The following is a 12,133-nucleotide window of genomic DNA, read 5'->3' as shown; positions in this document are numbered from 1 at the left end:
AAACATGATTATAGAACATGCATCCAAGAGATTACATGAATAATTTCGCGGCGAACACTTGGTTTTCGCAGATCCAGCCCTTATTTCATCTGTAAATTTTTCCGGTTTACGAACGCTGTATTCATCTGCATAATTGATTGCATAACTTTTGTTTATCCCTGAAGAGGTCCGAATGAGCGACACCAAACACTGCCGTCTGTTGATTCTCGGCTCCGGCCCGGCCGGTTATACCGCCGCGGTCTATGCCGCAAGGGCGAATCTGAATCCGGTCATGATCACCGGCCTGCAGCAAGGCGGCCAATTGACTACCACGACCGAGGTCGATAACTGGCCGGGCGATGTCGAGGGACTGCAAGGCCCCGACCTAATGGAAAGGATGCGCAAGCATGCCGAGCGTTTTGCGACCGAAATCATCTTTGATCATATTCATACCGCCGATTTGTCGACAAGGCCGTTTGTGCTGACCGGCGACGCCGGACGCTATTCGTGCGATGCGCTGATCATTGCAACCGGTGCATCCGCGCGCTATCTGGGGCTGGAGTCCGAGGAAGCCTTTAAAGGCCGAGGCGTTTCCGCTTGTGCGACCTGCGACGGTTTTTTCTACAAAAACAAACCGGTTGCAGTGATAGGAGGCGGCAATACCGCCGTTGAAGAAGCGCTGTATCTGGCGAATATCGCTTCGCACGTAACGGTCGTGCACCGCCGGGACAAATTCCGCGCCGAAAAAATCCTCTCCAATAAGTTACTCGAAAAAGCCGCCCACGGCAATGTGACGATCGAGTGGGGCCACACGCTGGATGAAGTGCTCGGAGACGACATGGGCGTTACCGGAATCCGGATAAAACATGCGCAATCCGACGAAACGCGAGAGATCGACGTGCACGGCGTCTTCATCGCGATCGGCCATACCCCTAACACCGATATTTTCGAAGGGCAACTCGAAATGGAGCACGGCTATATCAAGGTCAAAAGCGGCATCGCCGGCAACGCAACCGCCACCAGCGTACCGGGCGTGTTCGCAGCCGGCGACGTGATGGATGCGGTCTATAAACAGGCAATCACCTCCGCGGGTGCGGGCTGCATGGCGGCGCTCGACGCCGAAAAATATCTCGATGAATTGACCTAAAGCCGTACGGTCTAATTGTGCGAAGCTCGATGCAGAACCCGACTCGCGCTTTTTAGCCAATCCCAAACGGATGAAGATAGCGATACTCGACCCTCAGCGGCCGGATCAACCCTTCCCGCCGCTAAATACCGCCTTGGCGGAACCGAACGGTTTGCTCGCGGTGGGAGGTTGTCTGTCGGTCACCCGTTTGTTGAATGCCTACCGGCACGGGATATTCCCCTGGTACAACGCCAACGAACCGATTCTATGGTGGTCGCCCAATCCCCGGCTGATCCTGTTTCCCGAACATTTGCAGGTCTCCCGCAGCCTAAGCAAGACTTTACGTAAAAATACTTTCACCGTGACTTTCGACACCGCTTTCGACAAAGTAATCACCGCCTGCGGAGAGTCCCGGCAACACCGGGAGGGCACCTGGATCACCCAGGACATTATGCACGCTTACCGCGAACTGCATCGCCTGGGCTTTGCGCACTCGGCCGAAACCTGGCGCGCAGGCGAGCTGGTCGGCGGATTATACGGCGTCGCGATAGGCCGTGTCTTCTTTGGCGAGTCGATGTTTCACACGGAGACCGACGCCTCGAAAACCGCATTTGCGGTGCTGGTCCGGCATCTCAGCGACTGGCATTTCGAATTGATCGACTGCCAGGTTTATACGCCCCACTTGGCCAGCCTTGGCGCCGAATTGATCGGCCGCAACGACTTCATGCGTCTGCTCGACCGCTACTGCACGCGGCCGGCCGCCGCGTGCGCCTGGCAGGACGCATGACATCGATTCCTTTATTCATTACCGGCGACCATTCGTGCAGTTATCTGGACCGGGAGACCGCACGGTCGGCGTTCGTGCATCCGGCGTTCCGGATCACGCCGGCGATCTACGCGGAATTGCTAAAACACGGCTTTAGGCGCAGCGGCAACGACGTATATACTCCGCAATGCCCCCAATGTTCGGCCTGCATCCCGGTGAGAATCCCAGTGGCCCGTTTCAAACCGAACCGGCAACAAAAGCGCTGCCGGAAAAAAAATGCCGATACCCGGGTCGTGATCAAACCGGCAGTGTTTGAACCAGCCCATTACGATATGTATCTGCGTTACCAGAACAGCCGGCACCCGGACGGCTCGATGGCGCGCACCGGCCCTGAGGATTATATCGATTTTCTCGGCAGCGAATGGTGCGATACTCTGTTCGCCGAATTTTCCATTGCAGGAGAACTGGCGGCCGTTGCGGTGATAGACCGCTTCACGCATGCCTGGTCGGCGGTCTATACTTTCTTCGATCCCAAATTCAACGCATTCAGTCCGGGAATGTATGCGGTGTTGTGGCAGATCGAAGAAGCGCGAAAACAGCAGAGCGAATTTCTGTATCTGGGTTACTGGATAAAAAACTGCCGGAAAATGGTCTATAAAAGTGCTTACCAGCCGTTACAGCTCTATATCGAACAGGAGTGGCGGGAATTCTCGGATTACGAAGAAGCAGGCGCCACGTAACGTATGGCGGCCCTCCTATACGGAACGGCTTCCGCCATGCCCGTCTTTTTCAGGTTAAAGGTGAGGAATGCCCGGCGATTGTTCGTCTCGCCTTTTGTCGTGAAGGAACGGCTTATGGTATGATTACTGATTTTAATAACCAGGACCCAAAAATGGCAAAAGAAGATCAAATTGAAATGGAAGGCAAGGTGATCGATACCCTTCCGAACACGATGTTTAGAGTCCAGCTGGAAAACGGCCATATCGTGACGGCTCATATTTCGGGCAAAATGCGCAAGCATTATATTCGTATACTGACCGGCGACACCGTCAAAGTCGAAATGACACCTTACGATTTAACCAAAGGCCGGATCATCTTCCGGATGCGCTGATTCCGGACTCCGGGCCCGGAATCGCGCATTCCGACTCCTAAATGCTTTCGGGCACGATCAAATCCTTGCTTTCAATCGCAAAAGCCAGCTCGTCGTTTTCCATATAAATCCTGACGTGGCCGCCCTGGACCAGCTTGCCGAACAACAGATCGTTCGCCAGCGGCTTCTTGATTTTTTCCTGTATCAACCGCGCCATCGGCCGGGCTCCCATTTTCGGATCACAGCCGTTTTCGGCCAGCCATAGGCGGGCATCGGCATCGAGCGTCAAAGTCACATGCCGGTCGGCCAGCAGCGCCTCCAGCTCGAAAATAAATTTATCGACCACATGCCCGACAACCGAAATATTCAGCGGTTTGAACTGAATGATCGCATCCAGCCGATTTCTGAATTCCGGCGAAAAGCCCCTTTCGATCACCTTCATACTGTCGCCGGCATGATCCTGCTGGGTAAAGCCGATCGATGCGCGGCTGCCCTCTTCGGATCCCGCATTGGTCGTCATGACCAGAATGATGTTCCGGAAATCGGCTTTCCGGCCGTTGTTGTCGGTCAGCGTGCCATGGTCCATCACCTGCAGTAACAAGTTGAACACGTCCGGATGCGCTTTTTCGAGCTCATCCAGCAGCAGCACAGAATGCGGATGCTTGGTCACCTGCTCGGTCAGCAGTCCGCCCTGATCGAAACCGACATAACCCGGAGGCGCGCCGATCAGCCGGGAAACGGTATGGCGCTCCATGTATTCGGACATGTCGAAACGGATCAGCTCGACGCCCAGAATCTTGGCCAACTGCCGCGTCACTTCGGTCTTGCCGACGCCGGTCGGTCCCGCGAACAGGAACGAACCGATCGTTTTTTGCGTTTCCCGGAGCCCGGCCCGCGACAGCTTGATCGCGGAGGCCAACGCGGCAATGGCTTCATCCTGGCCGAACACCAGCATCTTGAGATTCTTTTCCAGATTCGCCAGCTTGTCGATGTCGTTCGACGAAACCGTCTTGGCCGGTACGCGAGCGATCTTCGAAACGATTTCTTCGATTTCGCCCGCATCGATCACCTGTTTGCGCTCGTCTTCGGGCAGCATGCGCTGCCGGGCACCGGCTTCGTCGATCACGTCGATCGCCTTGTCCGGCAGATGCCGGTCGGTAATGAAACGATCGGACAACTCGGCGGCCAGGCGCAGCGACTCGGTCGAGTAAACCACGTCGTGGTGTTCCTCGAAGCGGGCTTTCAAGCCCTTCAGGATCAGCACCGTGTCTTCGACGGACGGCTCCAGAATATCGACTTTCTGGAAGCGGCGCGCCAATGCATGATCCTTTTCGAAGACGCCGCGGTATTCCTGGAATGTTGTCGAGCCGATGCAGCGCATCTGCCCCGAGGCGAGCAGCGGCTTGATCAGGTTCGACGCATCCATCACGCCGCCCGACGCGGAACCGGCGCCGATGATCGTATGAATCTCGTCGATGAACAGGATCGAATCCGGTTCCCGCTTGAGCTGGTTGACCAACGCCTTCAGGCGTTTTTCGAAGTCGCCCCGATATTTGGTGCCCGCCACCAATGCACCCAGATCCAGGGCATAAATGACGCTGTTCTTCAGCACGCGCGGCACATTTTCCTCGACGATCCGCTTTGCCAGGCCTTCGGCGATCGCGGTCTTCCCGACTCCGGCCTCGCCGACCAGCAGCGGATTGTTTTTCCGGCGCCGGCATAGAATCTGAATCGTCCGTTCGACTTCCGGCTCTCTACCGATCAACGGATCGATCCGTCCGCGGCGCGCTTCCTCGTTCAAATTGGTCGTATATTTATCCAACGGGCTTCCGGAGGGTTCGGCATCCGGATTCGAAGCGTCGGAACTCCGGTCCTCGGACGCCTGATTTTCCTGATCGATTTTCGAAATGCCGTGCGCGAGATAATTGACCACGTCGAGTCTGGAAATGTCCTGTTTGTTCAGCAGATAAACGGCATGGGAATCCTGTTCGCTGAACAGCGCGACAAACAGATTCGCGCCGGACACTTCTTTTTTATCGGAAGCCTGAACATGGAAGACGGCCCGCTGCAGCACCCGTTGAAACCCCAATGTGGGCTGCGTTTCCCGCTGTACGCCTTGAGGAATGAGGGAAATGGTCTCGTCGATGAATTGCGTCAACTGGCCCCTCAAAAGTTTAATGTTGCAGCCGCAGGCTTTCATGATCGCCTCCGCGGAAGGGTTATCCAGCAGCGCCAGGAGCAAATGTTCGACCGTTATAAACTCGTGCCTTTTCTCATGCGCATTCTTAAAGGCATTGTTCAGAGTAACTTCAAGTTCTTTACTTAACATAAGCTCACCAAATTTACGCTTCTTCCATTGTGCACATTAACGGATGCTGATGCGCACGTGAATATTCATTGACTAGATAGACCTTGGTTTCCGCCACATCCTTGGAGTAAGTCCCGCATACGCCGACTCCCTGCATATGGACCTGCAGCATCACATGAGTCGCTTTCTCATGGGGCATGCCGAAAAACTCCATCAGAATCTCGACCACAAAATCCATCGGCGTGAAATCGTCATTCAACAAAATAACCTTATAAAACGGCGGTTTTTTCAGCTTCGGCTTGGCTTCCTGCAAAACGAGGCCGCTTTGGTTATCATGCAATGGATCAAAATCAGACATAGAAATCGCGGTGAAAAATCTTTACAGACTTAACAATAATACCAAACGGCAGTTGATTTCAAGCTCATACTCATTGTATTTCCCCCCGCTTCCACCTAACTGAAGTATAGCGCTTTTTCAACGCTATAAAACGGACAAATATCAGCATTCGCTTCTACTCGTTCCGTTTGACACGATTAATGAAAAGAGTTCAATTCGTTCCCCGCCGACGCCCCAAATCGAGTAAAATAGCCGTTTTGTAATACGAGGAAAATGAATGGTTTGGAAGCCGCATGTGACCGTGGCCGCGATCATCGAGCGCGAACAACGATTCCTGCTGGTAGAAGAGGAAACCACTGACGGAATCAGACTGAATCAGCCGGCCGGACACCTCGAAGAAAGCGAAGACCTGCTCGCGGCAGCGCGGCGCGAGGTGTTCGAAGAAACCGCCTGGCGTTTCGAACCGGAACATCTCGTCGGCATCCAGCTCTGGCGGCGCAATCCCGACTCGCCGAGCTTCCTGCGCCTTTGCTTCTCCGGCAGTTGCCACAGCCACCAACCGGAACGTGCGCTGGACAACGGCATCATCGCAACCCATTGGCTCACGCGCGACGAAATGCTGTCCGATCCCCAACGGCTGAGAAGTCCGCTCGTCGCCTTATGCGTGGACGAATACCTCAAAGGCGCCCGTTATCCGTTATCCTTAATCCAATCCCTGCTTGATCTGAACCATGTCTAAAAATATTATCGTCGGCATGTCGGGCGGCGTCGACTCCTCGGTCACCGCGCTGCTGTTGCTGGAACAGGGCCATCGGGTAACCGGCCTGTTCATGAAAAACTGGGAGGAAGATGACGGCACCGAATACTGCACCGCGATGCAGGATCTGGCCGACGCCCGGCAAGTCTGCGACAGGCTCGGCATCGAACTGAAAACGGTCAATTTCGCGGCCGAATACTGGGACGAGGTGTTCGAAGTGTTCCTGTCCGAATTTGCGAAAGGCCGCACCCCGAATCCGGACATCCTCTGCAACAAACACGTCAAGTTCAAGGCATTCCTGAATTACGCGATCGAAGACCTGGGCGCCGAATATATCGCGACCGGCCATTACGCGCGCGTCGAAGCGCGCGGCGGCGAATATTTTTTATTGAAAGGACTCGATCCCGGCAAGGAACAGAGCTATTTTCTGTACACGATGGGCCAGAAGCAGTTATCGCGTACCTTGTTTCCGATCGGCCATCTGCACAAAAGCGAGATCCGCACGATGGCCGAGAAAGCCGGCTTCGCGAATTCCCGAAAAAAAGACAGCACCGGCATCTGCTTTATCGGCGAGCGCAAATTCCGGGAGTTCCTGCAGCGCTACCTGCCGACCCAGCCCGGCGACATCCGCACCCCGGAAGGCAAAACGATCGGCCGCCACCACGGCCTGATGTATTACACGCTCGGCCAGCGCCAGGGGCTCGGCATCGGCGGGGTCAAGGATACGCCCGACGAACCCTGGTACGTGCTGGAAAAAGACCTCGACAACAACGTGCTGGTCGTCGGCCAGGGCCACGACCACCCGCTGATGTTGCACAATGTGCTCGAAGCGGGCCAGTTGGACTGGTGCAGCGGCCGCCCGCTGGCTGGAACGATCCGTTGCGCGGCCAAAACCCGCTACCGGCAGACCGACCAACCCTGCAGGTTGATTCCGTTGCCGGAAAACCGCTGCAAGGCGGTGTTCGACGAGCCGCAGCGCGCGATTACGCCGGGACAATCGGTGGTGTTTTATGATGACGAAGTCTGCTTAGGCGGTGGCATTATCGAGTCTAAGACAAACAAATGAAAGCCGACTTTAAGAATGCTTACGAGCGACATCAGCAAGACGCCGATTCATTGTTCGATGGTAAACGTTATGCCAATGCCGATCATCTTTATGGCCTAGCTGCTGAGTGCGCTTTAAAAGCCGTAATGAAAGGACTTGATCCTAGCCTAGTTGATAAAAACGGCGATTTCTTAAATCAAACCGATAAAAAGCATATAGATAAATTATGGGATCATTTCAGATGTTTTCTTCAAGGGCGAAATGCTTCTTCACTCTCAGCGCATATACCAGGTCCTAACAATCCATTTAACAAATGGACGGTTAATTCACGCTACGCCCATCACAAGAACTTTAATAAAGGTAATGTATTACCCCACAAGCTAGTTGTGAATAACTCAATTGTCAACTTAATGATCGAAGCTCGTGCAAGAGGTATTCTATGAACAAAGTATTTTTTCATGAGGCATTAGAAAAAACCATTGAATTCATAGAAGAAAACCACTCTCACTTCGGGAAAGAGCCCATTTTATTACGCGATATTTACGGTCGAATTAGCGTTATAGTACAAACAAAAAAAAGCAATAAACACAAAAAATTAGCAAAAAAGCTGTTCAATTTATTAGGTAACTTTGCATATTCAGAAGATTCTATTTTTATATATTCTGAAGAACTGATTGCAATCGATAGCCTAATAAAATCCCCTGACAAAATTCTTATCCAAGGAATCTCCCATCCGATTTATTTATTAGACAGACAAATCACCGGCCAAGACTGGTTACGCCAACCTATTGAAGAAGCCCCTCATCCCCCTAGAGTCACATTATTCGGCATTAAAGGAGGCGTCGGACGATCGACTGCACTCTCCATCTGGTCGTGGTATCTGGCCAAGCAAGGCAAAAAAGTCTTGGTTATCGATCTGGACTTGGAATCGCCCGGCATAGGCCAAATTTTGTTGCCACACGAAAGAGCCGCAGACTTCGGCGTGGTCGATTGGTTGGTGGAAGAGGCAGTCGGCCAAGCCGACGAATGGCTGTTACGCGACATGGTTGCCACCAGCCCATTGTCGGAATCGACCGAAGGCACGGTACGGGTAGTATCCGCTGCTGGAGGCAAGGAGCAAGATTACATAGCAAAGCTATCCAGAGTTTATATGGACATCAATCAGGACGGTAGAATACTGGACTTCGCTCATCGACTCTCCGAATTGTTACAAAAACTAGAAACTCAAGAAAAACCTGATATTGTTCTATTGGATAGTCGTGCCGGCATTCACGATATTGCCGCAATCGCCATTACCCGCCTGACAGACATGGCCTTGTTGTTTGCTGTCAATACCCCGCAAACATGGCAAGCTTACCGTTTTTTGTTTAAGCATTGGCAAAAATGGAATGTCAATTTAACGGCATTTAGGGAAAACCTTAAAATAGTCGCCGGCATGGTGCCTGAATTAAGTAGGGAGGATTATTTTTCCAGATGCCGTGAATCCGCTTATAACTTATTTCTGGAAACCATTTACGAAGAATCCGACCCGGAAGACCTGGATACTTTTAATTATCCTCTGACTGACGACACAGCCCCGCATTTTCCTCTTGAAATATTTTGGAACATTACGTTTCAGGAGTTTAATCCGCAATCGGAAGAATATTTTCGTAGCAATAGTAATCAAATAATTGCTTGCTACGGTAATTTTCTGCAAACAGCCAGCCGTCTTGCCTTAGGTGAATATTTCGCATGAAAGCTTTTCCAATCGAAACTCTGCGCAAAGCATTTCTATCACTACCCGAACAACAACAGCAATCGGGTGACAAGGCTATCGACATGCGTTTTTTTTATGTCCCTCCCATTCATACCAAAGCACTGCATCCCGACAATATGTTGGTTGAGGGTATTCGTGGCGCAGGAAAAAGCGAATGGTGGCTGGAGTTGCAAGACCCGGAGCGCCGCCGATTAGTATCTGACCTATCTCCTCGTTCAGAACTTACCAATATTGAATGCTATACCGGGTTTGGCCAGACACCTTCTACGCACTATCCTACAAAAAAGGTCTTGGCCAGTTTATTAAAAAAAAACATATCGACTCAAGACATTTGGAATACCGTTATTACATGGGCGATTCTAGGCTCAGAGAAATTCGGCATATCCGATCAATCTTTATGGTCGGAACGAGTAGAGCACTATCAATCAAATTTTGAAACCCTAGATAATCAACTACTCAAAATCGACAATCAGCTAGTCAGCGACAATAAAAAATCTATCGTTTTGTTCGACGCACTTGACCGCACAGCCGATGACTGGCGGTCCTTAAAAGAACTATTAAAAGGTTTACTACAAGTCGCTTTAGAATTCCGTTCTTTTCGCGCCATTCGTTTAAAAATATTTGCACGCCCGGATATGTTGGAAGATCCTTATGTGACGGATTTTCCTGATAGTTCTAAACTCATTAACAATCCCGCCAGATTGGAATGGAATAAATTAGAGTTGTTTAATTTGCTATGGCAATATTTGGGCAATGCACCGGAAGGCGGCGAGGAATTTCGAAACAATTGCTCTCAACACTTTCAACAGCACTGGACCAAGCATTCTGATTTCGATGTCTGGATTATCCCAGAAGAAATGCAAAAAAATGAAGTAGTGCAACGGAAAGTTTTTCACGCACTTGCTGGTGAATGGATGGGAACCGACGCGCGCCGTGGTTTTCCTTATACATGGCTACCCAATCATTTGGGCGATAGCCGTGGCAAAGTTAGCCCAAGAAGCTTTCTAGCCGCTTTAAGAGAAGCGGCCACCGATAACTTGGTTAGAGATCAAAAATTTGCACTTCACTATCAAGCTATCAACAAGGGCGTACAAAAAGCATCCAATATCCGAGTCAATGAACTAAAAGAAGATTATCCGTGGGTACAACTTTTGATCAACCCATTGAAAGGCATTAGTGTCCCCTGTCAATTCGATATAATTGAAGAAATTTGGAACAAACATAACATCGTCAATAGCTTAAACAATATTGACAGCGAAACGGTAAGACTCCCTCCTAGCCGTTTAGATCAAGGCCCAGAAGGCATCAAACAAGATTTAGTCGATTTAGGTATCTTTGAGGTCATGCGCGATGGTCGCATCAATTTACCGGATGTATATCGAGTGGGTTATGGCTTAGGAAGAAGAGGCGGCATCAAACCAGTCAAATAATCGACCCACTATCCCAACTATCATTTTTCTTAAAAAATCACCCATCGAACATGACTAATACAAGCTTAACCGCCATTTCCCCGATCGACGGCCGCTATGCCCGCCAAGTCGAAAAACTGCGTCCGATCTTCAGCGAATACGGCCTGATCCGCTTCCGTGTGCTCGTCGAAGTGCGCTGGCTGCAGGCCTTGGCTCGCGAGGCGAAAATCGCCGAAGTGCCGGCATTCAGCGAGGCGGCCCTGCTAGCCTTGAATACGATTGCGGACGAGTTTTCAGAAGCGGACGCGGCGCGGGTCAAAGAAATCGAACGGACCACCAACCACGACGTGAAAGCGGTCGAGTATTTCCTGAAGGAAAAAATCGCCGGCAATGCGGAACTCGAAAAAATTTCAGAGTTTTTCCATTTCGCCTGCACCTCCGAAGACATCAATAATCTGTCTTATGCGCTGATGCTGAAAGAAGGTCGCGCGGTCATGCTCGAACAGATCGATGCCTGCATCGCGGCGATCAAGAAGATCGCGATTGACACGGCCGGCCAGCCGATGCTGTCGCGCACTCACGGCCAGTCCGCGAGCCCGACCACCGCCGGCAAGGAATTCGCGAACGTCGCGGCACGCATGCAGCGCCAGCGCAAGCAACTGGCGGCGGTCGAACTGCTGGGCAAGATCAACGGCGCGGTCGGCAATTACAATGCGCACAGCGTCGCCTATCCCGAAGTCGATTGGGAAGCCTTCGCACAAAATTTCGTCGAATCGCTGGACCTGACTTTCAATCCTTATACGATTCAGATCGAACCGCACGATTACATCGCCGAGTTTTTCCATGCGCTGTCGCGCTTCAACACGATCCTGCTCGATTTCGACCGCGACGTCTGGGGCTATATTTCGCTCGGCTATTTCAAGCAAAAAACGGTGGCCGGCGAAGTCGGCTCGTCGACGATGCCGCACAAGGTCAATCCGATCGATTTCGAAAATTCCGAAGGCAACCTCGGCATCGCCAATGCGTTGTTTGGATTCCTGGCCGAAAAACTGCCGGTGTCGCGCTGGCAGCGCGATCTGACCGATTCGACCGTACTGCGCAACATCGGCGTCGGGATCGCGCACACCAGCATTGCGATTCAATCGACCCTGAAAGGCATCGGCAAACTGCAGATCAACAGCGAAGCGATCGAAGCCGATTTAAACGCGAACTGGGAAGTGCTCGCGGAGCCGATTCAAACCGTGATGCGGCGTTACGGGATCGAAAAGCCCTACGAAAAACTGAAGGAGCTGACCCGCGGCCAGCGCATTTCGCCGGACGAGATGCGCGCGTTCATCGAGAAACTGGAGATTCCGGCGCACGCCAAAGCCCGCCTCTTGGCCCTGACGCCGCGCGGTTATACCGGCTACGCCGAAGCCCTGGCAAAAAAAATCTGATCCACCCTTGAAAACTGCGGGTTTTATCCTAGACTCCAATATAACGACTTGCCATGGTTAATGCGTATTCATTGGACTTCTCCCCCGCTTCGAGAGTTTGGTATTTCCTCTCCCAGGCTGCGTC

12 protein-coding genes are annotated in these 12,133 nt (G+C 52.0%); 10 read left to right on the top strand and 2 right to left on the bottom strand.

Annotation, left to right across the window (positions count from 1 at the left end; translation table 11 throughout):
- The first annotated feature begins 172 nt into the window (after window positions 1-172).
- The 4 genes from trxB to infA all read left to right on the top strand — a co-directional run bounded on the left by trxB (window position 173) and on the right by infA (window position 2,982).
- On the top strand, window positions 173-1,126 hold the full coding sequence (trxB, locus tag METAL_RS03690) for a thioredoxin-disulfide reductase (protein ID WP_005369755.1): 954 nt from the start codon (window positions 173-175) through the stop codon (window positions 1,124-1,126).
- Window positions 1,127-1,196: 70 nt separating this feature from the next.
- Entirely contained in the window at window positions 1,197-1,892 is a 696-nt protein-coding gene (aat, locus tag METAL_RS03685) for a leucyl/phenylalanyl-tRNA--protein transferase (RefSeq protein WP_005369752.1), read from the top strand.
- Complete coding sequence (locus tag METAL_RS03680; protein ID WP_005369750.1) at window positions 1,889-2,611, top strand: arginyltransferase; 723 nt, start codon at window positions 1,889-1,891, stop codon at window positions 2,609-2,611. The genes aat and METAL_RS03680 overlap by 4 nt, the downstream gene beginning before the upstream one ends.
- 152 nt (window positions 2,612-2,763) lie before the next feature.
- On the top strand, window positions 2,764-2,982 hold the full coding sequence (infA, locus tag METAL_RS03675; protein ID WP_005369748.1) for a translation initiation factor IF-1: 219 nt from the start codon (window positions 2,764-2,766) through the stop codon (window positions 2,980-2,982).
- A gap of 37 nt (window positions 2,983-3,019) precedes the next feature.
- Here the strand turns inward: infA and clpA are convergent, their stop codons facing one another.
- On the bottom strand, window positions 3,020-5,290 hold the full coding sequence (clpA, locus tag METAL_RS03670; protein WP_005369746.1) for an ATP-dependent Clp protease ATP-binding subunit ClpA: 2,271 nt from the start codon (window positions 5,288-5,290) through the stop codon (window positions 3,020-3,022).
- Between the two features lie 13 nt (window positions 5,291-5,303).
- Window positions 5,304-5,627, bottom strand: coding sequence for an ATP-dependent Clp protease adapter ClpS (gene clpS, locus METAL_RS03665; protein WP_005369734.1), 324 nt, complete (start codon window positions 5,625-5,627; stop codon window positions 5,304-5,306).
- Between the two features lie 256 nt (window positions 5,628-5,883).
- Here clpS and METAL_RS03660 point away from each other — a divergent pair, with 256 nt between their 5' ends.
- The 6 genes from METAL_RS03660 to purB are packed head-to-tail and all read left to right on the top strand — an operon-like array spanning window position 5,884 to window position 12,009.
- Complete coding sequence (locus tag METAL_RS03660) at window positions 5,884-6,345, top strand: NUDIX hydrolase (RefSeq protein WP_005369733.1); 462 nt, start codon at window positions 5,884-5,886, stop codon at window positions 6,343-6,345.
- Window positions 6,338-7,429 (top strand): tRNA 2-thiouridine(34) synthase MnmA, encoded by a 1,092-nt coding sequence (gene mnmA / locus METAL_RS03655; RefSeq protein ID WP_005369732.1) that lies wholly within the window; start codon window positions 6,338-6,340, stop codon window positions 7,427-7,429. The genes METAL_RS03660 and mnmA overlap by 8 nt, the downstream gene beginning before the upstream one ends.
- Window positions 7,426-7,851 carry a hypothetical protein gene (locus tag METAL_RS03650; RefSeq protein ID WP_005369731.1) on the top strand — a complete coding sequence of 142 codons (426 nt, stop codon included), beginning with the start codon at window positions 7,426-7,428 and terminating at the stop codon, window positions 7,849-7,851. The genes mnmA and METAL_RS03650 overlap by 4 nt, the downstream gene beginning before the upstream one ends.
- Window positions 7,848-9,143 (top strand): KGGVGR-motif variant AAA ATPase, encoded by a 1,296-nt coding sequence (locus tag METAL_RS19790; protein WP_005369730.1) that lies wholly within the window; start codon window positions 7,848-7,850, stop codon window positions 9,141-9,143. Before METAL_RS03650 ends, METAL_RS19790 begins: the two co-directional genes overlap by 4 nt.
- Window positions 9,140-10,594: a hypothetical protein gene (locus tag METAL_RS03640; protein WP_005369728.1), complete on the top strand. Its 1,455-nt coding sequence runs from the start codon at window positions 9,140-9,142 to the stop codon at window positions 10,592-10,594. The genes METAL_RS19790 and METAL_RS03640 overlap by 4 nt, the downstream gene beginning before the upstream one ends.
- Window positions 10,595-10,644: 50 nt before the next feature.
- Window positions 10,645-12,009, top strand: coding sequence for an adenylosuccinate lyase (gene purB / locus METAL_RS03635; RefSeq protein ID WP_005369726.1), 1,365 nt, complete (start codon window positions 10,645-10,647; stop codon window positions 12,007-12,009).
- Window positions 12,010-12,133 lie beyond the last annotated feature (124 nt).

Source organism: Methylomicrobium album BG8, assembly GCF_000214275.2.
In the GTDB taxonomy this organism is placed as follows: Bacteria; Pseudomonadota; Gammaproteobacteria; order Methylococcales; family Methylomonadaceae; genus Methylomicrobium; species Methylomicrobium agile.
Note: the sequence above shows the minus strand (reverse complement) of the source record. Positions and strands in the feature narration are given on the sequence as shown.

What these genes read in the sequence shown, in the direction of transcription:
- METAL_RS19790 (WP_005369730.1), top strand. Translation starts at nt 7,848, where the DNA reads ATGAACAAAGTATTTTTTCATGAGGCATTAGAAAAAACCATTGAATTC.
- METAL_RS03640 (WP_005369728.1), top strand. Translation starts at nt 9,140, where the DNA reads ATGAAAGCTTTTCCAATCGAAACTCTGCGCAAAGCATTTCTATCACTA.
- clpS (WP_005369734.1), bottom strand. Translation starts at nt 5,627, where the DNA reads ATGTCTGATTTTGATCCATTGCATGATAACCAAAGCGGCCTCGTTTTG.
- mnmA (WP_005369732.1), top strand. Translation starts at nt 6,338, where the DNA reads ATGTCTAAAAATATTATCGTCGGCATGTCGGGCGGCGTCGACTCCTCG.
- infA (WP_005369748.1), top strand. Translation starts at nt 2,764, where the DNA reads ATGGCAAAAGAAGATCAAATTGAAATGGAAGGCAAGGTGATCGATACC.
- purB (WP_005369726.1), top strand. Translation starts at nt 10,645, where the DNA reads ATGACTAATACAAGCTTAACCGCCATTTCCCCGATCGACGGCCGCTAT.
- trxB (WP_005369755.1), top strand. Translation starts at nt 173, where the DNA reads ATGAGCGACACCAAACACTGCCGTCTGTTGATTCTCGGCTCCGGCCCG.
- aat (WP_005369752.1), top strand. Translation starts at nt 1,197, where the DNA reads ATGAAGATAGCGATACTCGACCCTCAGCGGCCGGATCAACCCTTCCCG.
- METAL_RS03680 (WP_005369750.1), top strand. Translation starts at nt 1,889, where the DNA reads ATGACATCGATTCCTTTATTCATTACCGGCGACCATTCGTGCAGTTAT.
- METAL_RS03660 (WP_005369733.1), top strand. Translation starts at nt 5,884, where the DNA reads ATGGTTTGGAAGCCGCATGTGACCGTGGCCGCGATCATCGAGCGCGAA.
- METAL_RS03650 (WP_005369731.1), top strand. Translation starts at nt 7,426, where the DNA reads ATGAAAGCCGACTTTAAGAATGCTTACGAGCGACATCAGCAAGACGCC.
- clpA (WP_005369746.1), bottom strand. Translation starts at nt 5,290, where the DNA reads ATGTTAAGTAAAGAACTTGAAGTTACTCTGAACAATGCCTTTAAGAAT.